Below are 23,888 nucleotides of genomic sequence, written 5' to 3' on the forward strand. Positions count from 1 at the left end.
GCGCGGGCCCGCTTGTCATCGTGCCGACGGTCCGTAAAAGAAGATCACAGCAAATCTGATTCCGTTTCAAGAAACGAAGGACCTTACCCATGCGCAAATTTATCCTCGCCGCGGCCGTCATTCCCGCCATGCTGGTCGCTGCACCGCTCGCCGCTGACAATCACGGCGGGGCAAGCGAACTCGCAGCCGCTCTGGCCGCAGATGCCCGCACCGCCGACCGTGCGCGCGATGAATTCCGCAATCCGGCCGGGACGCTGAATTTTTTCAAGGTCGAACCCGGTATGACTGTGGCCGATGTCGTTCCGGGCAGCGGATGGTATTCGCGCGTGTTGATCCCCTATCTGGGCAAGGGCGGCACATATATCGGCCTCAACCCCGACATGAGCCGCGCCAACAGCCAGCAGGTCGCTGATAACTGGGGCGGCTATGCGGCGAAATTTGCGCAGGCACTGGCCGGCTGGAATGTCACCGGCGCCAACGCCATGGGCGCTAATCTGAACGAAATGGGCGATGATGCCGCAGGCACCGTGGACCGTGTGCTGATCTTCCGCGAAATGCACAATCTGCACCGGTTCGAACTGCTGCATTCCACGCTGGACGGCGCGCGCAAAGTTCTGAAGGATGACGGTATGCTGGGTATAGTCCAGCACCGCGCCAAGCCGTGGGCTCCGGCTGAATACACTGACGGCAGCAAGGGGTATATGCGCCAGCAGGACGTAATCGCCATGGTAGAGGCGCACGGGTTCGATCTGGTTGCGACCAGCGAGATCAACGCCAATCCCAAGGACACGGCGGATCACCCGCGCGGCGTGTGGGAAATGAAACCCAGCTGGGGCAGCAAGCGCCCGGAACTGGAGAATCTGGGGGAGAGCGACCGGATGACGCTGCTGTTCCGCAAGCGCCCGTAATTACAGCCGAATACAGCGACCGTTCAGGAATGAGGCGAGAATAAGGCAGCTTCGGGCCGTGCATGTGTGCGGTAACAGGAGATCGTTATGCGTAAATCCGCGATTGCCATTCTCGCCGCCATTCCCATGCTTGCTGCGTGCGGAGACAAACCCTACGACCCGCGCGGCGTTGACAGCGACGAGACGCTGTTATCTGTCAGCGCGACCGGCCAGGCCGAGGCCCGCCCGGACGAGGCACGCTTTCAGGCCGGAATGGAAAGCTTCGCCCGTAGCGCGAAAGGCGCTAGCGCGGCCAATGCGGATGCAATCAGGAAAGTTGTGACGGCGCTGCGCGAAGCGGGCGTTCCGGAAAAAGATATCCAGACACGCGCTGTGGGCATCCGTTTGGTTGATTGGGGGCCGAAGAAAGGCCAGTATCAGGCCAACAATATCGTATCGGTGACAGTTCGCGACATCGATCGCGCTGGCGAGGCGGTGACCGCTGCTAGCGAGGCGGGGGCCAATATCATGAGCGGGCCGGATCTCAGGATGTCCGACCCCGAAGCAGCCGCCAACACCGCCTATGGCAACGCTTTCAAAGCCGCAGAAGCACGCGCAAAAGCCTATGCCGATGCTGCCGGTATGGAAATCAGCCGCGTGTTGACCATCCGTGACGGCGGGGGCGCGCAAGGTGATCGCTATCTGCCCCCGGCGGCGCGTCCGGTCTCGCGGATGCCATATCCGGAAGAAGCGATGAACGATGCGGCGGAAGCATCGGGCACTGTAATGCCGGGGCAGACGACCAGTACCGTGTCGGTGCAAGTGGACTTCGCGCTCGCCGCCAAATAAACAGCGGCAATGAGAACACTTGAAGTTGCCGCGCTGCAGCTGGCGCTGGGCGCCGCTGACGAACAGACCAATATCGCCGCTGTATCCGCTCTGGTGGAGCAAGCAGCGGCAGCCGGCGCGCGGGTGATCCTGCCGCCCGAACTGTTTTCCGGCCCCTATTTCTGCCGCGAGGAGGATGAGGCGCTGTTTTCTCTCGCGCGGCCCACGGCAGAACATCCATCGGTCACCGCGATGCAGGCGCTGGCGGCGAAGCTGGGTGTTGCGATACCGACCAGCTTTTTCGAGCGTGACGGCCATCATTATTACAACACGCTCGCCATGATCGGGCCTGATGGCGCGGTGATGGGTACTTATCGCAAGAGCCATATCCCCGATGGCCCCGGCTATGAGGAAAAGTTTTATTTTCGCCCGGGGAATGACGGGTTCAAGGTGTGGGACGTGTTCGGCGCACGGATCGGCGTCGGGATCTGCTGGGACCAGTGGTATCCTGAATGCGCGCGCGCAATGGCGCTGCTGGGGGCGGAAGTGCTGCTGTATCCCACCGCCATCGGGTCAGAGCCATATGACGCGGATCTCGACACCAGCCGGATGTGGCGCCGCGCGATGCTCGGCCATGCCGTCAGCAATTGTATGCCCGTCATCGCCGCCAACCGGATCGGACATGAAGGGCCCGAAGACCGCGCGCAGAGTTTTTACGGCCACAGTTTCATAGCGGATGAATGGGGAGATTACCTGGCCGAATTCGGAGCGAGTGAAAGCGGCGTGGTCAAGGCCGTGCTCGATCTGGATCAAGCAGCCAGGCACCGCGCGGGAATGGGTTTCTTTCGCGATCGCCGACCCCAGCTTTATGGCCGGCTGTGCGAGGATATCTGATCTGGCTGATGCAAGACATCACTATCTGATCGCGCTGGGCTCAAACCGGCGGCATCGCAGCCATGGCGCCCCCGCCCAGGTGATCGGCGCCGCGATCAGGATGCTGGATGCGGACGTCGGCAAAATACTGGCCGCCTCCCCGATAATCGCCAGCGCGCCTGTCGGACCATCGATTCGCCAATATGCCAACGCGGCTGGCATATTGGAAGCAGGGTTCGCCCCGCTGCGCTTGCTCGGCAGGCTCAAATCGATCGAACGCACATTTGGCCCGCGCCGCGGCCAGCGCTGGAGTGCGCGGGTGCTCGACCTTGATATAATCTTGTGGAGCGGCGGTTTCTGGGCGACCAGCGCCCTCACAATCCCCCACCCGCTCTACCGCGAGCGCGATTTTGTGACCGGCCCGGCAGCGGCAATTGCTCCTGATTGGCGCGATCCGGTGACCGGCCTGACCAATTTACAGTTAAACACCCGCTTGACCCGGCCGCGCCCCCTGCCTAGTGGAGCGCCCGGACGTTCAACGTTCCCCCGTCACCGTGACATCTCGGGGGCCCTTAGCTCAGTCGGTAGAGCAACTGACTTTTAATCAGTAGGTCGCTGGTTCGAACCCAGCAGGGCTCACCACCTTTTTCTTTATATTTCAGCGCGTTGAGCGGCCTTCGGGCGGCTTGACCTGATGTGTCCGGCGGTTAAGTACCGAATAGACACCGGTTCCATTGAGTTAATTTAGACATTGTGAAGCCGAACTAAATTCCAAAGCCTGTTGGAATTCAGGCCAATTCACTATCGCGCCAACGCCAATCCGGTAATTTCTCTGCAAAATCCCCAAATTTCTCAGAACAGCAAACTCAGCTTGGAATGGCTCACGAGATGCTCCGCCTCTCTGGGAAACTTTTCGAATTACTTTTAGCTCGTTTTCCATCTGACCTTCTAGCCAAACGCGATAGGCTTTCTGGTCAAACAATAGGTTGCCATTCGGCTTTTTTGTAAAGGCCAGTGGGTCCTGTCCAAATGCTATTTCCGAAAGCTTGTAAATGTAATGGAGAAAGGCGCCTAATCCACCTTCTCTTAAAATGGCTGACAGAAAGATAGATCGAGGCAAACCCACGTTGGGATTTCCAGTTCGTTCACATGCATCGACAAACCGATAGCCCTGGTCTGTTAGGCGACCTGTGTTGTCAACGAAGCCTAGGTGTTCACAGCCGGAGTCAATATCTTCTCTGTAGGAATGCGCCCGGGCATGATATTTCCGCACTAATTGATCATACGCATCATCATGTGATATTGTTTTATTATTCAGCTTAGCGACAAGCTTGTTCTTTATGGAGTCAGAGCGTCCCACGAAGAATAGCTTTGCTCCAGAGCCATTGGATTTTTCTATTTTCGACGCAACCGAATTTGGGGAAAAGGTTCCATTCGCTTCGATTGCCCACCCTTCAATCGTTTGATCATTTAAAACATATCGGAACCAAAATTTACGCCATGCGATATCGGGTAGTGTGTCATTTGGGCAGTACGAAATATACTTCTCAGGATCCTTACCTGGTGCCACCCGCGCACAAGCATCAGCGAGTTGAGGTGGGAGCGTTGGCGGCGCCAAATCAATTATTTCACCACTGACCAACTTGACCATTTGCAAATATTTAAAAAACGCGTCTGGGTCACTGCTGCCTTCGCGCAGATGCGCCCATTGTGTCTCGGTTCGAGAAGGCGTGACTGTTCCCGCTAATGGAACATAGTTATTCAGATCAAGTGATCTTGAAACGGACAGTTTGCCAGCAAAGGGTGAAACCTGCGACATATCTGGCGGATCGTATCCGATCACCCCGATTGAGGAATTGTTGCTAGTGGTATCTAGAACATCTTTTAGGTATGCTCCGGTCTGGCTCAGCGTCGAATACAAGTTTGGAACCACAATCAAGGAGCCGGCATACCCTTTGTGAAGATACGCGTGAGCTTGACCGACTGCGGTGAGAATTCCGTGAATGCCTTCATTAGGTCGTTTGAATTCGACCGCTAAACTAAATTTCTTGTCATTAGGCGTTCCATCGATCGATAGCTCCAGTACTCCATCTGCATGTGGCCACGAGTTTCGGCCCTCGCGAGCGGCATACGCGCTTAGGTATTGTTGAGCCGGAGGCGTGGAAAAGCACGACGATGGATCACCAAGTATTAAGGATGCCGCTTCTGCCGCAGCATAAGATGCCTCTATGTCATGGCTCATCCTACGCTGATCTTTCTTCGGCGCTCTGTGTCCACAGCTTCTGACTGCTCTGCCTCAATCAAAGAGTAGTAGGCTGAAGGAGGGACGGTGCCCGGATACCATCCGTTTACCTCGGCTTTCTTGATACAGTTCCCAATGATTTCAGCAAGCAACGGTGGGAATGCATTTCCTACTTGGATGCACTGCTCCTGACGAGGTCCTTCGAATGTAATGTCGTCAGGAAATGTCTGTATACGAGCCGCCTCTCGAACGGTCAGTGCTCTGTTCAGCCAAGGATGAATAGGAAAAGCGTTATGCCCTGGCACCATCGTCATAGCAGGGCGGTCGCGATGTAAACGTTTAAATACATGCGAGTAATTCCGAACTTCTTTTGTTCGATAACCCGATTTAAGATGTTCAGGCAACGCCTCAACATCCAGTTTTCCACCTTCAGGAATGTATTTGTATCTTTCGACCAACAAGGGCTTGTGCTTCATCGGTACGTGACAGGATTGAACTTCTTGGGATCTGTCATGTGCCAAGTCACTTAGCACTTCGCCCACGCCTCGGTATTTATCCTGCCAGTCCTTTGGCTCCGGGAAAAACTTCTTTTTGGGCCATGGAATTATGTGGCCTGTGCGGTTGCCTATTATGATCAGCCGCTTGCGAAGCTGGGGGACACCATAATCGGCCGCGTTTAAAAGCTTAGCCTCGACAGTATCGAAGCCTATCGATCGGAATTTTTCTAGGACCCGCTCGAGAAATAGTCCTTTATCTAGATTTGCTAACCCTTGGACATTTTCCATGACGAACCATCGCGGGTTGATCTGACGAACAGTATCAATGAAAGCGTAAACAAGTTTGTTTCGATCGTCTGAACTCGGCTCGTAGCCTTTAGTGTTTACAAACCTTCGCTTCCCAAAGATTGAAAACCCTTGGCATGGAGGGCCGCCTACGACCAGTCCGATGTCCTCTCCATCTGCGCAAGCTATCACCCTGGATCGGACGTCAGGATCCGCCAGATCGCCCATCACGAAGGGCATCTGTGGATGGTTTGAGGCATGAGTTTTTGCTACGTACTTATTGTTGTCTGCGCTGGCCAAAGGACGCCACCCTGCGCGTTCCATTCCGATTGAGAAGCCGCCGGCGCCCGAAAACAGATCGATAAAGCCATCTTTTTTCGACACCTTTTTCTTAGGGAAGTTTACAGTGTTATCATGAGCAAAAGCTTGATCTGCTTTATTATCATCGCCAATGGCATCAGCCGCATTGACGTGCTTGAGTATGGCTTTGCCAAGCGCCTCAGCCAAAACGGGGGGCACTGCGTTTCCAACTAAGATGCACTGTGTCCTTCTGTCCCCCACGAAAATTCTACTATCAGGGAATGTTTGAAGCCTAGCCGCTTCTCTTGGCGTGAGGCTCCGGTCCAGGGTAGGGTGGACCGGAAAAGCGTTATTGCCTGGCACCATTGTCAACGACGGCAAATCACGATGGAGCCGCTTATAGGTATTGCCAAAATTTTTGCGTCGTAGTCTGATTGGTAGGGCTTCAGGGGGTGGGAGTTTGCCCCCCTCCTCAATCATTTTATATCGAGAAGTTACTATTTCCGAATGGTTCAATGCTATATGATTTGGAACCTCAGTCCCTTTTTCAGCAAGATCAGATATCGCAGCCCAAGTGGTATTGTAGGCGGATGAATGATTGGGCCCATGCGTTGGTTTTGGAAAAGTAAATGCACCATTTTCCTTCGTTCCAAAGAATATAACGCGCTTTCTAAACTGGGGCACGCCGTAATCAGCCGCGTCTAAGACTTTCCAATACATCCGATATCCGAGATGTGAGAAGGTTTTCAGAATGCTGTCCTTAAACTTTCCCCCATACATGGTAACTAGAGACTTGACGTTTTCAATCAGAATGAATCGAGGATCTAAGTCAGCGACTAGATTGGCGTATGCGTTAAAAAGAACATTTCGAGGGTCGCCCGACAGTTTGTCGCCGAGCGTGGAAAACCCTTGGCACGGCGGTCCGCCGACTATTATGTCTGGCCGTATCCCGCCCGTTACTTTGAGAAAGTCATTTGACGTAAGAGTCCTGATGTCCCCGCGTAGGAATGGTATCTCTTCCTGGTTGCGCAAATGGGTAGCTTCAGCACCTGGCGCTATATCTGATGCTGCAATGAGCTTGAGGCCCGCCTGCTCCAACCCGAGATGAAGACCGCCACCCCCCGAAAATAGGGCAATCATCTTCAACTGACTCTCTTCAACCAAAGGCCTAACCCCTACTATTGACGCGCCGAAAATATGAAAATTTGCAAACGGCAAATTCGCTTAGTGACTGGCATTCATCACCCTAGGCTAAGAACATCTAGGGAACAAATCCAACCTTGCGTGGCTTACGTCTCAGTGTCTAGTGTTAGTCAGGCAAAACTGCCGTTGGCTAGCAGAGCAAGCACGAGAATCGCATTTGTCCACAGTGCAGCCAGAACCAACCCAAGAGCCATACGGCTTGTTTTAGACCTTCGGCGCGTGTGACCGCATGATCGCAGTTTTCGGTCACCGAGAGCTCGTAGCGGTGCGATCCGGTGAATTTACAGGCATCCTTTTGCATGGTCGTCTCCTTCCACTGCACTGTGTCATGCAAAAGGCCGCCCGGGAGCGTCCCGAGCGGCCTAATGTTTGCGATCATGTTTGGTTGTTCAACTCATTGAGACGAATGCCGTGAATTCGCGATTGGCGTTTGCCCTGAAATCACTTGGCCAGGAATTGCGGACCCAAAGGTGCTGCATCTTACTGCGACCGAGTTCTGCCACCCATTGGCTTTCGTAGCCAAGCTCCTGCAACAGCCACCGCAACCAGATTGATTCAAACGGATCAATGTCATCGGGTGCAATGCCGGTCGCCATGTTCCACGCCTGACCGAATGCGATGACCTGATTGCCTGCGAAGCGCCGAACGCCCCAGACAACCAGTTTCATCGCATCAGCATCAGTCATCCCTTCGGGCAGATCGCTCATTCGCCGAGCTTGGCATTGCCGCGGGTGCGGTTCGGCCAGGTTGTGCCGTCATGGGCGCCGACCGGCATCCCTTCGACAGCAACCGGTTCCATACCGGCTTCAACCGCCACGGCAGTCCATGCGGACAGATTGCTTGCACCGATCAGTGCGGCAGCGGCAGAACGTGCTGCAACCTCATTGGTGCCTTCGGCGATTGCGAAATTGATACCGTCAGCACGGCGGTTGACGGCTTCAGCGGGATAGAATGCAAAAATGGCCATGGCCTAATTCCTTAAGTTAAGATTGGGGGGTATTCTTACGCAGCAGCTGCTTCGCGTTCGGCGTCATCGTCCTGAACGTAGGCGCCGATTTCCTTCTCTTTTTTCCTGAGAAGTGCGATCTGAAGTGAGCGCTGCGCATTCACCTTGCCGGTTTCGAATTCTGTGTCGGCCTGCAAGGCTTCCAAAACGCGTCGCTCGCATTCAACCAGTGCCTGGCTCAATTCACGATGCAGATCGCCGCAGATGACATCGGCAAGTTCATTCGGGCTGAATGGCCGGTCATCGACCTTCATGCCTGAAACCCTGCTGCACAGGGCGGCAGCAAGATCGCCATCGTGCTTGGCAGCGGCGAGTTCAGCGAGGCTTGCCAATTCGACCGGACCGGAATGTTCGATCTGCTGCATCAGCCGGCTACGCTTCTCGCTGCCAAGGTTGGCGCGCATCAGCATCTGGATGGGTGAGCGGTAGTGGCCTGCTGCGGATTTGACCCGTTCGGCCGTCTCGCTCAGTTCCCGTATGTATGCCTTGCGGGTATCAGCGCTTTCGCGAACGAATTCGCCGCGACGGCTGGAAACTGACTTGGCGATGATTTGCTTGGGGTTCGGCAGTCCGACACCGGCCAGAGACCGCTTCGCGCTCTCTTCATGAATGTCGAGCTTCTGCTTCATCTGACGAAGCATGGTATCGTGGCGGTTGCGATTACCGTTGATCTTGGTGAGTGCGGCACGGATGTCATTATCATCCATCCATGCAGCACCGAGTTTTGCAGTGGGGTTGGGCATTATCTACTCCTTTAAGGCTCAAGGCATCGCGCCCGAGGCTTCCGGTTTCGACCATGCCCGGGGTCACACCCGGTCAGCGGCCCGCCACTTGCGAACCATGGTCGAAGCGCAAATGCTTCGAACTCGACACGGGTTGATGAATGCGCCTGGCGGGAAAGAATCTGGACCAGCAAACATTGTCCGCCGCGGTGCTTGTGAACGACCGCGGCGGACAAGTGTTTGGCTTGGTTGGGCTATCAGCGGGCGAACCCGCTGATAGTCTGTTAGGCGGCCATCGGCAGAGCGGAGGGGAAGCTCACAAGCGCCTCCTTCCCATTACAGTGTGCCCAGGACTGAAACGCATTGGCGAACTGTGCGGGCTCGCCGCTTACAAACTCAAGTGCGTGAATGATCATTTCCAATGTGCGCAAATCGTTCGCTGCGGCCTCATCTCCAAGCTTGGCCTTGGCGCCTAATTTCGTAGCTTCCAAGACAAGTTTATCCCGGTTCTTCTTCCAATATCCGACAAGGAATTCTTCCGACACTCCCATTTCGACGCGAGCGAGCTGGCCTTCAATCTCGGCCTGATACCCGATCCGCAGACTGGTCTCCGGCAGCGAAGTTTCGTCGTCGTTGTCGTGTGGTATCCGCAGTTCCATTGTCGCGCTCTTGTATTCTCCATCGACCGGATCGACGCATTTTTCTGCATCCATCAAGCGATAAATGAGGGCAACCAGGTATGTTAAGTCTTCCGGTTTGATGTCAGTTTCGAACGTAACGACACCCCTTACGGTCAGAGCAGCCATATAAGGCTCGAAGGCCAGTGAGGTGTTTTCGTCAATCTGGATATTCAGGGTATTCATAATCATTCTCCAAGTTGGCTTCAAAGGACACCGGCGGCAGCCATATCCGTCCGGTGAAGCCCCTCTAGACGAGTGATTCGGTTCTTGTCAAGGACCAGTGCGTCCATTAAAGCCTTTGGCAGCCACAGACGCATAAAGGAGTTTCGCATGAGTGGAGAAAAGCCATCCCCCGGAAGAAAGCTAAAACGCATCTCGGTCAGTCTTCAGGAAGACCAGTACATTGGGCTGGAAGAGATTGCCGAGGATATGGGCATCGGACTTTCGGATGCAGCTCGCGAGGCCATCAACAGCTACCTGCTAAAAGAGCACTGGGGACATACAGTGGGCAAATTGGCGGAAGCCGAAATTGCCAAGGGGCTGACTAACGAGGAAGTCTTAGAAAAGGTGTTGGCAAAGTTTCCACATGCCAAGACGAGCCGAGAATCAGTAGCTTGGTATCGCAGCATGATGCGAAGGGATGACCCTACAATACCGACTGACAGGGAGGCGCGGGTAAGGCGCGAGGGCTGACCGTCGGTGCCCTGTCCGATGCTTGCGGGTAATTGGGGAGGCCAACGCGCTGGAAGCGTTAGCCTTTCCCTTGCCACCCCGCCGAATTTCTAATCAGTAGGGAAGTTTGCCGCGGCTAAGACTGCGCAGAATGCGATCGAATTTGGTTAAGAGTTTCGGATATAGTGTCTCGAAAAACCTTTGCCTCTTGGAGCGTAACCTCAGCATCCGAATTGTTCGCGACCCGATTGCGCAATTCACGAAGTGAATGGATGGCGTTCTTAGCAGCCCTAGACATTAATCCAGCATGCTGCAATTTTGTAACATTCACCCAAAACATCAAGGGATCCCATTCTACGTTATTTGATTCCGCGACATCTCGAAGTCCTTCTTCGAGTTGCAGCCATGAAAGCATGACTGTTCCTGTCGCAGATGTCTTTGAGAGCTCTTCTGTGATTTGGTCCAAGCGCTTTGCAGCATCGCTCTTCTCTGTTGGAGGCAACTCTGGTGCATTACCAATGGGAACCCGCGCAGCTTCCAGCTCCACTTGGATGGCTTCTAGTTCGTCACTGATGCCTAGTTCAGCGCCAAACATCTTCGCAGTCTTCACCCGCCCCATTAGGCGGCTGATCGGCTCTCTCTGGCTCAAGCCAAGAATAACTACAGCGGATGGCCAAGCTAAGGATGCTATAAGTGAAGCGGTAAATTCGAGTGTGTTCATAAATTCACTGAAAACGATAAAGGGCCGCTAGTAAAGAGCGCCTCTCGAATTGCAGCTGTAACAATCAACCTGAGATTAATTGGGCAGATCGCCCTTCCTCGGTTTGTTCAGCCGCAAGCCTTCTATGCCTGCTGTCCCGGTGGATCGTATCTCGCTCCTCTGGGCATCACGTCGGGCATCAGCCATCTGCCCCTGAACTTCGTCGCTCGCTTCCCGATACTGGGCCTGTTGCTTGAGTGCAGCGATGCTCCACTCATCAAGCGGCATTGTGCCAGGCACGACTAGGACGCCGACGGCTGCATCGGTTTCCAGCTTGAGTTTGGTATCGTCGCGATCGCGCCAGCCGAACTGGGCCTTCGCCAGAAAGATGCCTGCCACTGTGTCGCCCATGCGGGCTTGGCCCATTAGGATGTCGCGCAGTTCCTGCTCTTCGACATCTTTGCGGCAATCAACAGCATCGGTCAGGATCGGGTCGTCATTGATGATGCGCCGCAAGGTGGCGACAGTTGTGCCTAGCGCCTTGGCAATCTGATTGCGGGCATATCCGTCCAGCAATGCACGTGCCACGGCTTCGCGACTGTCATCGGTCAGTGCCAGCTTGTTGTAGGGAATTGCTTGCAGTGGTGGCCTGTTGGCCATTGCAGGTTCGTCTAACGGATCAGCCGCAGCCGCTATCCGCTCTCGCCTCGCTCGTTTTTTCGGTGATCCAGCCATTGCGAGCATATGCCGCGCAGGTGCGCGCGTGGGGAGCCAGCACTATGCTCGAACGTCCGCCAGATGTTTCTTGAGATCATGATTGAGGGCGAATTCGACCTTGGGTAATTGGACTGCAGTTCCATCCACCTGGATCTCATCCCAGCCATATGTACTTGTATTTGCCTTTGGTCCAGGTTCGTCCAGGGGCACACGAATTCTGTAGATATTGAGCCAGGTGCCTGTTTTCCAATCGGCATCGTATTGGCTGTCATCTGGATCATAAGGACGCCAGACGGCCACGTATGAATATTGTACCTGCACGAGCCCAGTTTGCATTCTTTGGGCGGGTATTTCACGAACACTGTAGACTACGCGCTGTTGAACCGACTGAGCTCCATCCAAACGGACATATTGGGTGTTATCGATGTCTCCACGCATTTCTAATTTACCTTGATTATTGGGAGCAGGCCAAGTTGGTTCTGTTCTCTGCACAGTGTTTGAATGGAGAAGCAACTGAAAGGTAGATGCATCTCAAAGACTTATCAGATTAGTTCATCCAATCAACGATCAGTGGGTGTCCTTCATGCACGCATACGTGTGTGCATTATGCGTGCGTGCGCGCCTTTTGGGATCGGACAGATGGGATGGAGTGGAGCACCCCAAATGCGACCAAGGGGGCAGCTTCGAAAGCCATAGCGTCAGATTTCAACTCAAAGCGTCAAAAGCGTCAGATATTTTTCTATTAATTTCATAGCTTTGTACACTTGTGAAACTTTTGACACTTAATAATATTAAATAACAGAATGAATACCATGCCCCTGCTTGGCGCGTCCCGGTCACTCCCACTAGGCATAATGCCGATCGACCTGTTCCCGGTGTGAATTTGCCCCAAAATACTGTCAAAAGTGTCAGAAGTGTACAAAGGACTGCAATCGCTACGCTTTTTGGGCCATACAAGTGTCAAATCAAAATGGCACAAGTGTCAAAGCGTCAGAAATGAGAAGGGCGGCTGGACCTTCGCCCAACCGCCCCAAAGCCCGCAGGGGGTGGTTTTGTCACTCTCCCCAATCAATGCTGCCACCTACGTATTTCTCAAAGGCAGTCCGTGCCTGGTCAAGAGGAGGGACTGCCCAAACCCTTGCGCCTTTCCTGTCCCTTGAATTGACATCCACACCGACGCGACCAAGAAACTGTGCAACCTTCTTCTTGGAAAACTCGGCGCGATGACGGGTGGCCTTTGCGCTGACCCCCAAGGAGTCCAGCATATCTCCCTTGCCTTCGCTGCCGACAACAAACGCATCGGGCCATGATCCCTCGGCTGTAAGGTAATCAATCTCCCCATCCTCCAATGCGCGGTGCCACCAATATGCGATGGGATCAGACCTGAAGCCTTCCACCTTCTGGGCAACAAGTGCCTCGGTCTGAGGAATGCCCTTGCGTGGGTGCCAGTCGCCAAGGTCCATTTCTAACAGATCATAGAGCATCGCTGCTCTGCCGCCGTTATCCATCTGCTCTCGCAACTGGTCAAAAAACCCGTTCGGCAACGCCTTGAATGCTTCCTCATCAGTTTCGAAAACTGCGAAGCGGCGTTCATCTGGCGTTGCAGGAATTACCCAGTCTTCATTCGATGCAATGACGATGTGAAGGTGGTTCGGCCCTTCGATGATAGGCTTGTTCTTTCCTTCAAAGCTAAGAACCGGCTCGGTGATGAGGTTCTTGAGGACACCCTCAACCTTCTTATCGCCTGCCCACAGACCTTCGTCGACAAACAGCAAAATGGTGTCGGCCAGATGCTCATTGAACCGCCCTGTGAAGTGCTCGGGCTGCGCGACCTGACGACCATGCTGACCAGCAAGTTCCTTGAGTGACCGGCAGAAGGTGCCCTTGCCAGTGCCTTTCCGCCCCTTGAAGACCAAAGCAACCTCGGCTGGCGTGTCAGGATGCTGGACCATGAATGCGCACCACCGCATCACATAATCATAGCTCTCCTGGTCACCACGGCAGAGGACATTGTGCAAAAGCTGCTTGAGATGGGACCAGTTGCCCTTCTTTGGGTTAACCGCCCATCCACGCCAAAGGTTGTAGACGTTAGGGCTATCGTTCCTGCCGCTCGGATCGAAAGTGACATAATCGTACTGGCGACGGCTGGAATGATCGAGCCACCAGTTGCCGAGTTTCTCTTTCTTGCCATTCGGCAACTCGAGGGACCTGATATTCATGTGCTTGCGGATCGCCTCGTCAGGGCTCCATTCGACCAGATGTCTCTGCATCCGGTCATCATACCGCTCACTCCCGACCAGATACTTGCCACTAGTCAAAACTGTGAACCGGTCCGCGTTGATGCGATCGAGAAGCGTGTTCTTAGGCTGCTCGCCGATGAAGTCAGGCAAATCAGCCAGATCATCAGGGAAGTCATCAAGCGGATCAGACCGTATCGCCTGTTCAATCAGGTCACCCTGACCGGCAGCGTGTAGCGCCTTGAAAAGAGTCTTAGCAGTTACCCGTTTGCCGCCATCATCGCCGTGAAGGCTATCCCATCGCCGACCGATCACATATTCGTGGTCGGCGTAATCGGCGTCTGAAGTGGACCAGGCAATGAATTCTTCCCTCGCCTCACCGGCAGAAGCGTGGTGGCAAGCCATCATCATTTCGAGCCATTTGCTCTGGTCACGGTAATTTGAAGCATCAAGGCCGGTCAGCATCAATTCTACATCTTCAGGATCGAAGTCGCCTGCACCGACCGAGGCAGCGACATCAGGGCGGCGGATCAAATCGATCAGAACGTCTGGCGCTGGCGAAGTTTCTGCGATCGGTTCGGCAAGCAGATCCCAGCAATATGGCTTGCCTGTTGCAGGGTGGCTGCTGCCAGGCGCAACCATCTGGCGGCCGTGCGCCTTGAACTCTATGCCGGGGTAGCTTTCAACTGTGTCCTGCACGAGTGTTCCGGCTGGCATCGTCATATAGTAGTGACTGCCATCCGATCCGGTTTCAACCTTTGGCCAGTTGTCGAGTTTGATGCCAAGGTCTGCCTGCAACCGTGCAACCGGATCATCGCCATCATCAAAGGCGCGAGGGTCCACGTCGATCACCAGATCAGTTTGACGCAGGCGAACGCCTACGTCCGTGCCGCCATCAAGCAATGCCTTGGCTTCAACAACATCGAGCGGATCGACTGTCCGCCAACCATGACCAGGGGCTTTGCCAATCGGCCTGCCACGCGCATCAAGCGCGTTCGGCACATTCAGGCGGACGAATTCATACCCGGTGCCGCGGAACGGCTCCAGTTCGTCAGAGTTAAATTCAAACGCTGGCTGCTTGGGAGGAGCCGAGGGGCTATCGGTATTCTTATCAGGCACGGTAATTTCCTTTGGCGGGGGTCACGGTTCTTGTCCCGAGTTGAGTTTATCCCATTCCGGCTCAAATTCAGGGCGTCCTCATCAGGCAGTGAGGGCGCCCTTTTTTATGGTCACCCGTTTCTTAACGTTTCGTCTTTTCGCTGCTTCGGACGAAAATATTTAAGTCGTCGACGTGGTATCGAACGAGCCTGTCCTGGACGATGTGGTACTTCGGACCCTTGCCAGTAGCTCGCCAGTTGCGCAGCGTTCCTCCAGTTGATCCAAGGTATGCGGCTGCATCATCGCTGTTCAGCCAAGGGCTGCGGGCAGAGCTAAGCTCATCTCGCACTACGCTGCGTATATTCTCGATCGTCAATTCCATCATATCGGCTCCTAAAATGGAGAGAGGCCGGAACCCGCAAGTTCCGACCTCTCATTGGGACTTGCCCAATCCAGATATCTGACGGTCGCCCGCCGCTATGCCATCATTCAGGAGCAGGCAGCGCTAATTGAGACATGGCCAGCCCATGTATCTGACAGCATTCGGCTGCCCGCCAATCATTGCTAGAAGTTTCTGCTTGACCCATCTTAAATCTCTAATTATAGCAAATCTCAGTAACAAGGAGATTAAGGATGTCTAAGCGTATGATTGAAATTTCGACTGATGTTTATGCTGCAATATGGAGCGCTCGGCTGCCCAGCGAGAACAATGAGAATGAAGTGCTTCAGCGTATCTTGAAAGTGGAAAAGCCTAAGTCATCAAGCAATGGGTCAGTTAAAGTTTCGTCGGGGCTCGGCTTCTATGACAGCAGAAACGACGTGTCGTTTGAGGAGGGGTTCCGGATTTTCCGCGACTACAAAGGAAAACGGTTTGATGCCGTAGCTACAGGAGGCCAGTGGGTCCGTGCAGACAACGGTAAGCCCTACGCTTCACTTAACCAGTTGAACGCGTCAATTGCAGCAGGAGCGGAGAACGTTTGGAACGGAAATTGGAAGTATCAGACATCTGGTGGAAGGGTCTGGTCCATCGATAATCTGCGCAATTGAAATGCCAAAAAAGCAAAGAGGTCGGAACCCGCAAGTTCCGACCTCTCATTGGGACTTGCCCAGTCTGGGTATCTGACAGCCCCTGGCCGTTATCCCATCATTCAGGAGCAGGCAGCACTAATGTGAATCCCATAGGGTCGATTACAGTCCCATCAGGAGCCTCGGTGAACTTCGCACCGGCAGACGCAAAGATCATGTCTTCGAGTGCCTGAACATAGCTTCTTAGCTGTTCTACAAGGTGTGAGGCATGGACGTAGCCACCTGAAGCGCCAGGCAGTTTCTGGCCAAGTAGCAAGGCACTTTCGGCATAGGGAACACCTGCTGCAATAAAGAGTGTTCTGGCGTGGTGGCGATATTCATGCGGGCTGGGCAGTCCATCATCCCTTGGCTCTGCGATATGGCCACTGCGGCTGTTTGGCGATGGCCACAGCCAGTCACTGCCCAAGGGTGCATCAGCCCTCATCCTTTGCTCCAGTATCATGGCCAGACCGTTGCCAATTGGTAGCTGAAGCGGTTCGTCACTGGTTTTCATGTGGGTGAGGGTGAGAATACGGCGATCAAGGTCCACATCCTCACGTTTCACCAGCAGGATTGACGAGCGGCGAGCACCAGTCAGCAACATTGCAACATGCAGATCACGGCGCTGCGGCTTCAGTTTCATCACCCGCTCCCACCAATCTGGAATATCGAGTGGGGCGACCTTGCGCCGCTTATTGGAAGGGACATGCAGAGCAGCAACCGGATTGCCGGTCAGGGTTTCATCAATCCGCATGGCCGTGTTTATCACAGCCCTCAATGTCCGCATGACCGAACCGGCGGTGGTGTTGCCATTCTTGCGCTTCATCTCGGCATACAGGTCACGCACCATCTGGCGGGAGATATCGGCCACGGCCTTCTTCTTCCAATGCTTCAGGTAGTGATTGAGGTGGTAGCGATAGCCTTCCTCACTGCGCGGGCGAAGCGGCTTTTCTTCGATGTGCGCTTCCATCGCCCGTTCAAGCGTGATCCCTGTTTCATCAGGTCCATCGGTCGGATCGATACCGGACTGGATTTGCGACATCAGAGCCTTTGCCCTGTTGCGGGCGTCACGCAGACCGATACGGTCCACCCTGTCGATCTTCATCCGAACTGTGCGCACATGCCGACCATTACGCCTGACATCGCCCTGGCAGGCATAGGACTTTGTGGTCTTGTGGCAAATCACCATCAGGCCTTTGACCTGACTGTCTCTGTGTATTCCTGACCCTAGGGGCAATTCCCTGATGCGGGCTTCTGTTAAATTCAAACCGGCCATACGACATTCTCCATAAACACCGCGCCGAGTACCGAACGGCCCCTATCCTTGGCTGCCGTCGGCTGACGCTGAATGACTGAATGTCGTAGTTTTACAGCCTCGCGAGCCCTAAACGGCCCCTGATTAGCACCTAATTACAATAGGTTGCGGGGCTTTTAATCAGTAGGTCGCTGGTTCGAACCCAGCAGGGCTCACCACCTTTTTTCCTTATATACGCCGCGCCGACGGGCAGGCGCGCGGATAAGGACATGTCCCTACAGAACGGCCGCCGGCTGGCTGTTATTCAACGCTTCTTGTTGTTTGATACTGGCACTCGACAGCCAGCGAGGAGGCCGACATGCTCGACTTTTTGCCACAACCTGCCGGAACTGTTGCCATGCGGCTGACTGGCCGGATGCATTACGAGGATTTCGAACGGGCCTATCAGAAATTGGAAGAAGCGCTGGCATCTGCCGCAAGTGTTAATGTCTATGCGGAGATTATGCAGTTCAAAGGCTTCGATCTGGATATCCTGTTCAAAAGCATATCGATCGACCGGACGCTGCTCGACAGGCTGGACCGCTTTGGACGCGTCGCGGTAGTCAGTGACCAAGGCTGGATACGCGCATTGGCACGGGTCGAAAGCGCCATACTGGACAAGGTAACCTACCGCATATTCACACCCGGCCAGCGGGATGCAGCCTTGGCCTGGGTCGAGGGCCGCGATGATCTGCCTTATGGGCATAATATCCGGATTATCGAGACCGACAAAAACGATGTGCTGGGATTCGAAGTCAGCGGCCATCTGGGGCATGAAGAGGTGGACCGGATGGCCCGCGAAGTTAACGCGCTGCGGGCCGAGCATCGCCCGAGAGCAGTGCTCGTGCGGTACACATTATACGACGGGTTCGATCCTGCCATCCTGCTGGACCGGGAATATGCGAAAATGAAACTGGGCCTGCTCAGGCTGAACGAGAAATACGCCTTGGTCGGTGGGCCGGAGTGGATGCGCGAACTGGTCAAGACTATCGATCCGCTTCTCAAAGCCGATCTGCGCACCTTCGATCTGAAAGACGAGGCGCGGGCATGGGAATGGCTCGCCGCGGAACCGGTGATCGAACGCCCGCTCGCCGAAGCCTGACCGGGCGGATAATGTCTTGCACAGTTTCCTCCCGGCTATCGCGCTGTCATTCGCCCTGTCATTCGTCCTGTCATTCGCGCTGTCATTCGCCCTGTCATTTCGTACCGGAAGCACGCAACTCCGGGCGGGTTCAACCGGTTGGCTCAATGTCTGGTTGGCCTTCTTCGGGTGCAGGTTCCTCCAACGGCGCATTGGTCATCTGCGTTTCGGGCAAGGTAACCGGGACACCGCCTTCGGGCGCCGTTGTCCATTCGGGTGACGGGTTGGTGGTCGTTATCGGCGCGGGGGCCTGTGTCTGCTCGGACTGGCGCCAGATCCAGAAGGCACCGATCAGACCCGCTGCCAGAACCAGGGCTATCAGCAAGTTACGCAGTAACGGACGGTTCTGATCTACCTGTGACATGATATTCTTCCCCTTGAAGTACCCACTCCCCCCGCAATGACCGGGCAATTGACTTCAATAAATATGTAAATGTCCCTAGCCAGATGGTCCTGGCCTGATGTCCATGGCCTGCCTTAAGTCGCGACGCCGGTCGTGTCAGGCAATGCTGGCAAGCGCCTTGCCGCCTCTGCTCGCGACAGCTCCCAAACCCAGCAGCATTGCAAGCAGCCACACAAGCATACCCAGAAACGGGATCAAACCCAGTATCAGGATGACGGCGGCACCCGCTGCAGGCCAAAGTAGCCGCGCGGGCAGACGGGCTGGTGGTTCACCCGCACCGGACATCACCCGGCGCATCTCCATGCCGATCAGAAAGGCTGTGGCGGCAATCGCAACGGGGGTGACAGCAAGGCAAATCGCGCCAAGCAGCAAACCTAGCGGTGCCCCCACTACCGTGAAAAACAGCAGGATTATCGCGACCGGCACACCAGCCGCGATGATTGTTCCGATCCCCAGACTGCGAAGGGGCGAGGTGCGGATGAACCGGGCTGAAGATCGCATCAGACCCGGCACCGCGAAAGCAATTGCCACGACAAGGATGGCAAACCCGGCCGCGGCGGCCAGAGTGATGACAGGAAACAGTTCGCCCGCGCCGCGTCCCCAGCTTTCGAAAGCCGACTGGTCTTGCGCAGGCAGGATTAGCCGCCGGCCTGTTATGACCGCGCCGGGCTCGATCACGAGATTGCTTGTCCGGTATAACAGATCACCCGCGATCCGCGTCGCCGGGCCAAGCCGGACCGCATCGCCGCTCAGCCGCGCATCACCGCCCACGGCTGCATTGACATAAACACTTCCCGCTCCGATCCGCAGATCGGCCGGGACGGATGTTTCCATCCGCACATCCCCGCCCGCCATTACCGCCGACCCGCCGATGGAAAATGTTGGCCGGACCTTTATCGAACCGCCAGCGACCACAATATCGTCTGCTACGGTGCCGCTGTTCAGGTCCATTTTTCCGCCGACAGCAAACAGGTCTTGCAAAGCCGCGTTGCTGACCGAAATTTCACTCCCGGCGATAACCAGATGGTCTGCCCTCGTTGCATCGACCCGGACTCTGCCGCCTGCAGCAAAGACATCGTCGATCGAATTGATTTTGAGGTTGATGTCTTCGGCCGAGAAGAACGACATGTCGGGCGCCTTGATACCGACATCGATGTTCTCGCCGATTTCGCCGGTGATCTGCGGATTGACGCGGTTGGCAGCGAACAAGGCCAGGATTACGAGGATGGGCAGCGCCACGAGACGGGAAAACATGCGCGAATGGAAAGCCATTTTGTGCCCCTTCCAGATGCAACCGGCCAACACGCCGGTTTGGCATAGGGACGCATGATTGCCGAAAGCGCGGTGCCGATCTGTAGGGAATTGTCCTTACCAAGCGTGGCATATCTCTACGCGGCAGCGATCGCCGCAGGCACGCCGCTTCCCGCGCAGATCCGATTGGCGTCCATATCCGGCCCGCTGCCGCATTTTTGGACCCGGTTTGCGCTGGGTAACCATTTGCGCCTTATGTTGAATTACGTATGGTCAGAAATAACGGGATCAAGCGAAACCGGATAGTCGCACCCGGCAACCCGCGTCATCTACAGTGATACAAGGCGCGTTCCATTTACGAGAAAGGCACCAGACCATGGCCACTACGCCGCCAAACGACCCGGACCGGATCGATCCGCAGTCTCCGCCAGAAACGCCGGGTTTGCCGGACGAGCCTGCACCAACCCAGCCGCCCGAAGTGGACCCGCCGCAGCCCGATGTCGAAGAACCCGGTCGCAGTCCGGAGGAATTTCCTTCGGTCAATACCGGGCGCAGCCAATCCGGACAGCGCTAGCGGTTCGCCGGCGCGCGGCCGGCAAACACGCACGGTTGCGGCCCGTCATGCGTAGGTTTGCGTATATTTACCCGCGCAGACACCCGTAAATTGCGAGAGCTACTGATTTGCGGGAGATACCCATGAGCAACTGGTATATCGTAAAGTTCGAACTCGCCCGGACTGACGAGTTTCCATCCGGCTCCGCCAGCCGGTCATACCTCATCCGTATCCCGCTGGACGAGGCAGGATTTATCGATGAGGCAGAACGCAGTGCCGATCCGGGGAGCGCCACTATCAGGCGCTTCTGGCCCAACGAGCCCGATCAGTCAGGCTATATACTGAAATCGCCAAACGGCTGGGTTTTCTCTTATGCCGTCGGTGACGATGATGACGAGAACCTGTTTCATCTGGAAAACCACCCGATCCGGCAAGGAGAGTACATTACCGTGACCGAACCCGGCGGTGACCGGCTGCCCTATCGCATCGCATCGGTGGTGCCGGTCTGAACCCGGCCCGTCCGCACCGGCTATAGTCTGGCGGCTATCGTCTGGCGGCTGTTGATCGGCGGGGTGGGGGTGATTGCTTCGCAGGCCGTTACTCTGCTTCGCCGACGCCGGCTGCAAAGGCGATGCGAAGCAGGTCGGAAAGATTGTTGACCTGCAGTTTGCCCATCACATTTGCGCGGTGGATTTCAACCGTGCGCGGGCTGATCCCCAGATCATAGCCGATGGTCTTGTTGGGATGCCCCCTGACCAGCCCGGCAAGCACGTCGCGCTCTCGCGGTGTCAGGACGTTGATCAGAACCCGCGCTTCATCGCGCCGCGCATGGCGGCGGTCGTTATTCGCCAGCCGGTTCGCGGCATGTTGCAGCGCCTCGAACAAGGTAACTTTCTCGAACGGTTTTTCGATGAAATCGGTCGCGCCGGCCTTCATTGCCGTCACAGCCATTTCGATGTCGCCGTGGCCCGTCATCACGATCACCGGATAGCTGACCCCCCGATTGTTCAGTTCGCTCTGCACTTGCAGTCCGTCCGTGCCGGGCATCCGCACGTCGAGCAGGATACAACCCGGAGAAAGCTGGCCTATGGCCGCTAGGAATGCATCGCCGGTATCGAAAGATTCCACCCTGTAGCCCGAAGTCTTGAGCATGAAGCATAGCGAACGGCGCACGCTTTCGTCGTCGTCCACCAGATATACCTGACAATCAGCCATTGTCTGCTGCCGTCCTTTCCGTAACCAGCGAGAAGTGGAACTGTGTGCCGCCCATGGGCGACGGTTCGGCCCAGATCTTGCCGCCATGCGCGTTGATGATTGTGTTGCAGATCGACAATCCCAGCCCCATTCCGCTGGCCTTGGTACTGACGAACGGATGGAACAGGCGTTCGGCAATATGCTGGTCGAGGCCCGGTCCGCTATCGCTGACGGTTACGACCATCAGATTATCCTGCCCCATTTCGCTGGTGATCAGCAATCGCTTGACCGGGCTGTCCTGCATCGCTTCGACCGCGTTTCGGATCAGGTTCACCAACACCTGCTGGATCTGCACTGCGTCGACGAGAACCCGGTCATCCTCCTTGGCGAGCACCTGCCCGAATTCGACATCACGGGCATCGCCGTTGATCAAAGCCAGCGCAGTGGCTTCGCGCACGATTTTGGACAGGCTGACAAAATGCCGGGTCGTTTCGCCGCGGGAAATAAATTCGCGCAGCCGTCGCACTATCTGCCCTGCACGGATTGCCTCGTCGGCGCTTTCCTGCAGCGCATGGCGAACATGGGTAATGTTTTCGGCAGTGGGATCAGCCAGCAGATCAATCGAGGCTTCGACATAGTTGGCGATTGCCGTCAGTGGCTGGTTCAATTCATGTGCCAGTGACGTTGCCAGCGTGCCCATAGCGGAAATACGCGATACATGAGCCAGTTCGGACTGCAGCGAATGAAGCTGTTTTTCGGTTTGCCTGCTGTCGGTGAGATCGCGGATAAACCCGGCAAACACACGCCTGTCCTCAAGTTTGACTTCGCCAACCGACAGATCGATCGGGAATGTGGCACCGTCGCGGGCGCGTGCAGTGGTCACGCGGCCAATACCGATTATGCGCCGCTCGCCGGTGGTCATGTAATGCTGCAGGTAGCTATCGTGCCGCTCGCGATCGGGTGAAGGCATCAACAGGCTGACATTCTCGCCTGCCACTTCGGCCTCCGAATAGCCGAACATACGCTCGGCCCCCTGACTGAATGACAGGATCTTCCCCCCGGTGTCGATCACGATCATCGCGTCGGGCACTGTGTCGATCAACGCGTGCAGGCTGGCCAACTCGCCGAAAAGTTGCGGAGCAGGTGCGCCAGACGGGGCCGGGTTATTAATCATACTCAAGCAGGGTGCCCGTCCGGGGCGCGCTTGACAACAGCGCGCGCTTTGCCCCGATTATGCCGGACACCCGGTTCGGGCGGGCTCCGCTCACGTCCGCTCACTGTATCGGCTGCAAATGACGGGCAAACGCTGCCGGGGCTTGCTGCCATTCCGGCGAAAATAAGCTGGTTGAAAACTCCCGGAATGCGCCGCGTTTGCGCAATAGATGCGTGACGCTGCCGGCCCGGGACGCCGTGAATGTCGGACAAGGTCTGCATCATTTCCGGCTCCCTGGGTGGCAGGTATTTGCCCCGGCTATCCGATCGATCGGGAAATCTCTCTAAGGGGATGTCCGTACGCGCTCGGCACCACTTTTGGGCCGCGTTTGGGTCAAGATTGGGCGCTTTGGAACTGTGTATCGCCATTCCATCAGCCGGGAGAACCGCAAATAATCCCGCTGCAAATGCGGATGCCGGGATGCCAACTCACTCTCTCACATATCATATTAGGCCTTGCTAATTTAGAAACTTTGAATATATTGTTTCTATGAAAATGATGGACGATCTGGCCGCGATGACAGCAAGCGCGGGAGAAGCGGCAGCGCTGATGCGTGCACTGTCCAACAATTCGCGCCTGCTGATCCTGTGTCATCTTGCGGCGGCAGGCGAATTGCCGGTCGGTTCGCTTGTCGAACGCATCGGTATCAGCCAGTCAGCACTCTCGCAGCATCTGGCGAAGCTTCGCCAGCAGGGGCTGGTTGCTTACCGGCGCGATTCGCAGACACTTTATTACCGTGTGGCGGACCCGCGCGCGCTGCAGGTGCTGGAATTGCTGCATTCGATTTATTGTCCCCGGCTTGCCTAGCGGCGGCGTTACGGAACTTC

General features: G+C 55.7%; 26 protein-coding genes and 1 tRNA gene. 11 read left to right on the plus strand and 16 right to left on the minus strand.

The window, feature by feature from the left end:
* Positions 1-89 precede the first annotated feature (89 nt).
* From WFP06_RS02175 to WFP06_RS02195, 5 genes are all read left to right on the plus strand, one after another.
* Complete coding sequence (locus WFP06_RS02175; RefSeq protein ID WP_336985615.1) at positions 90-908, plus strand: class I SAM-dependent methyltransferase; 819 nt, start codon at positions 90-92, stop codon at positions 906-908.
* Between the two features lie 87 nt (positions 909-995).
* Positions 996-1,736, plus strand: coding sequence for an SIMPL domain-containing protein (locus tag WFP06_RS02180; protein WP_336985616.1), 741 nt, complete (start codon positions 996-998; stop codon positions 1,734-1,736).
* A 9-nt stretch (positions 1,737-1,745) separates the two neighbouring features.
* Complete coding sequence (aguB, locus tag WFP06_RS02185) at positions 1,746-2,609, plus strand: N-carbamoylputrescine amidase (RefSeq protein ID WP_336985617.1); 864 nt, start codon at positions 1,746-1,748, stop codon at positions 2,607-2,609.
* Complete coding sequence (folK, locus tag WFP06_RS02190) at positions 2,584-3,192, plus strand: 2-amino-4-hydroxy-6-hydroxymethyldihydropteridine diphosphokinase (protein WP_336987605.1); 609 nt, start codon at positions 2,584-2,586, stop codon at positions 3,190-3,192. The genes aguB and folK overlap by 26 nt, the downstream gene beginning before the upstream one ends.
* Positions 3,155-3,230, plus strand: a tRNA-Lys gene (locus WFP06_RS02195). Before folK ends, WFP06_RS02195 begins: the two co-directional genes overlap by 38 nt.
* A gap of 97 nt (positions 3,231-3,327) precedes the next feature.
* Here the strand turns inward: WFP06_RS02195 and WFP06_RS02200 are convergent.
* The 6 genes from WFP06_RS02200 to WFP06_RS02225 all read right to left on the minus strand — a co-directional run bounded on the left by WFP06_RS02200 (position 3,328) and on the right by WFP06_RS02225 (position 9,706).
* Entirely contained in the window at positions 3,328-4,830 is a 1,503-nt protein-coding gene (locus tag WFP06_RS02200) for a hypothetical protein (RefSeq protein WP_336985618.1), read from the minus strand.
* Positions 4,827-7,052 carry a DNA cytosine methyltransferase gene (locus tag WFP06_RS02205; RefSeq protein ID WP_336987606.1) on the minus strand — a complete coding sequence of 742 codons (2,226 nt, stop codon included), beginning with the start codon at positions 7,050-7,052 and terminating at the stop codon, positions 4,827-4,829. Before WFP06_RS02205 ends, WFP06_RS02200 begins: the two co-directional genes overlap by 4 nt.
* A gap of 452 nt (positions 7,053-7,504) precedes the next feature.
* Positions 7,505-7,822 (minus strand): hypothetical protein, encoded by a 318-nt coding sequence (locus tag WFP06_RS02210; protein ID WP_336985619.1) that lies wholly within the window; start codon positions 7,820-7,822, stop codon positions 7,505-7,507.
* Complete coding sequence (locus WFP06_RS02215; protein ID WP_336985620.1) at positions 7,819-8,082, minus strand: hypothetical protein; 264 nt, start codon at positions 8,080-8,082, stop codon at positions 7,819-7,821. The genes WFP06_RS02210 and WFP06_RS02215 overlap by 4 nt, the downstream gene beginning before the upstream one ends.
* 35 nt (positions 8,083-8,117) lie before the next feature.
* Positions 8,118-8,864, minus strand: coding sequence for a hypothetical protein (locus tag WFP06_RS02220; protein ID WP_336985621.1), 747 nt, complete (start codon positions 8,862-8,864; stop codon positions 8,118-8,120).
* Positions 8,865-9,127: 263 nt separating this feature from the next.
* A complete protein-coding gene (locus tag WFP06_RS02225; protein WP_336985622.1) occupies positions 9,128-9,706 on the minus strand; it encodes a hypothetical protein in 579 nt (192 codons plus the stop codon).
* A gap of 147 nt (positions 9,707-9,853) precedes the next feature.
* Here WFP06_RS02225 and WFP06_RS02230 point away from each other — a divergent pair, with 147 nt between their 5' ends.
* Complete coding sequence (locus tag WFP06_RS02230) at positions 9,854-10,216, plus strand: ribbon-helix-helix protein, CopG family (protein ID WP_336985623.1); 363 nt, start codon at positions 9,854-9,856, stop codon at positions 10,214-10,216.
* Between the two features lie 115 nt (positions 10,217-10,331).
* On the opposite strand, the gene WFP06_RS02235 is transcribed toward WFP06_RS02230, so the two are convergent.
* The 4 genes from WFP06_RS02235 to WFP06_RS02250 form a co-directional block, all read right to left on the minus strand.
* Positions 10,332-10,916: a hypothetical protein gene (locus WFP06_RS02235; protein ID WP_336985624.1), complete on the minus strand. Its 585-nt coding sequence runs from the start codon at positions 10,914-10,916 to the stop codon at positions 10,332-10,334.
* A gap of 75 nt (positions 10,917-10,991) precedes the next feature.
* Positions 10,992-11,555, minus strand: coding sequence for a hypothetical protein (locus tag WFP06_RS02240; RefSeq protein ID WP_336985625.1), 564 nt, complete (start codon positions 11,553-11,555; stop codon positions 10,992-10,994).
* A gap of 117 nt (positions 11,556-11,672) precedes the next feature.
* A complete protein-coding gene (locus WFP06_RS02245; RefSeq protein WP_336985626.1) occupies positions 11,673-12,050 on the minus strand; it encodes a hypothetical protein in 378 nt (125 codons plus the stop codon).
* A gap of 617 nt (positions 12,051-12,667) precedes the next feature.
* The gene (locus WFP06_RS02250; RefSeq protein WP_336985627.1) at positions 12,668-14,968 is read right to left on the minus strand and encodes a DUF5906 domain-containing protein; all 2,301 of its coding nucleotides are present in this window, start codon (positions 14,966-14,968) and stop codon (positions 12,668-12,670) included.
* Between the two features lie 624 nt (positions 14,969-15,592).
* Between WFP06_RS02250 and WFP06_RS02255 the strand changes: the two genes are divergently transcribed.
* Positions 15,593-15,994, plus strand: a complete 402-nt coding sequence (locus tag WFP06_RS02255) for a hypothetical protein (protein ID WP_336985628.1) — start codon at positions 15,593-15,595, stop codon at positions 15,992-15,994.
* A 97-nt stretch (positions 15,995-16,091) separates the two neighbouring features.
* On the opposite strand, the gene WFP06_RS02260 is transcribed toward WFP06_RS02255, so the two are convergent.
* Entirely contained in the window at positions 16,092-17,288 is a 1,197-nt protein-coding gene (locus WFP06_RS02260) for a tyrosine-type recombinase/integrase (RefSeq protein ID WP_336985629.1), read from the minus strand.
* Between the two features lie 337 nt (positions 17,289-17,625).
* Here WFP06_RS02260 and WFP06_RS02265 point away from each other — a divergent pair, with 337 nt between their 5' ends.
* Complete coding sequence (locus WFP06_RS02265) at positions 17,626-18,408, plus strand: SpoIIAA family protein (RefSeq protein WP_336985630.1); 783 nt, start codon at positions 17,626-17,628, stop codon at positions 18,406-18,408.
* A gap of 130 nt (positions 18,409-18,538) precedes the next feature.
* On the opposite strand, the gene WFP06_RS02270 is transcribed toward WFP06_RS02265, so the two are convergent.
* Entirely contained in the window at positions 18,539-18,811 is a 273-nt protein-coding gene (locus tag WFP06_RS02270) for a hypothetical protein (RefSeq protein WP_336985631.1), read from the minus strand.
* Between the two features lie 135 nt (positions 18,812-18,946).
* Complete coding sequence (locus tag WFP06_RS02275) at positions 18,947-20,122, minus strand: DUF8173 domain-containing protein (protein WP_336985632.1); 1,176 nt, start codon at positions 20,120-20,122, stop codon at positions 18,947-18,949.
* A 355-nt stretch (positions 20,123-20,477) separates the two neighbouring features.
* Here WFP06_RS02275 and WFP06_RS02280 point away from each other — a divergent pair, with 355 nt between their 5' ends.
* Positions 20,478-20,675, plus strand: a complete 198-nt coding sequence (locus WFP06_RS02280; RefSeq protein ID WP_336985633.1) for a hypothetical protein — start codon at positions 20,478-20,480, stop codon at positions 20,673-20,675.
* Positions 20,676-20,797: 122 nt separating this feature from the next.
* Positions 20,798-21,163, plus strand: coding sequence for a hypothetical protein (locus WFP06_RS02285; RefSeq protein WP_336985634.1), 366 nt, complete (start codon positions 20,798-20,800; stop codon positions 21,161-21,163).
* Positions 21,164-21,251: 88 nt separating this feature from the next.
* On the opposite strand, the gene WFP06_RS02290 is transcribed toward WFP06_RS02285, so the two are convergent.
* The 3 genes from WFP06_RS02290 to WFP06_RS02300 are packed head-to-tail and all read right to left on the minus strand — an operon-like array spanning position 21,252 to position 23,285.
* Entirely contained in the window at positions 21,252-21,869 is a 618-nt protein-coding gene (locus WFP06_RS02290; RefSeq protein WP_336985635.1) for a response regulator transcription factor, read from the minus strand.
* The gene (locus tag WFP06_RS02295; protein ID WP_336985636.1) at positions 21,862-23,022 is read right to left on the minus strand and encodes a PAS domain-containing sensor histidine kinase; all 1,161 of its coding nucleotides are present in this window, start codon (positions 23,020-23,022) and stop codon (positions 21,862-21,864) included. Before WFP06_RS02295 ends, WFP06_RS02290 begins: the two co-directional genes overlap by 8 nt.
* A gap of 2 nt (positions 23,023-23,024) precedes the next feature.
* Entirely contained in the window at positions 23,025-23,285 is a 261-nt protein-coding gene (locus WFP06_RS02300) for a hypothetical protein (RefSeq protein ID WP_336985637.1), read from the minus strand.
* 265 nt (positions 23,286-23,550) lie between these two features.
* Here WFP06_RS02300 and WFP06_RS02305 point away from each other — a divergent pair, with 265 nt between their 5' ends.
* On the plus strand, positions 23,551-23,868 hold the full coding sequence (locus tag WFP06_RS02305; protein WP_336985638.1) for an ArsR/SmtB family transcription factor: 318 nt from the start codon (positions 23,551-23,553) through the stop codon (positions 23,866-23,868).
* Positions 23,869-23,888 lie beyond the last annotated feature (20 nt).

The organism is Altererythrobacter aquiaggeris, assembly GCF_037154015.1.
Taxonomy (GTDB): Bacteria; Pseudomonadota; Alphaproteobacteria; order Sphingomonadales; family Sphingomonadaceae; genus Aestuarierythrobacter; species Aestuarierythrobacter aquiaggeris.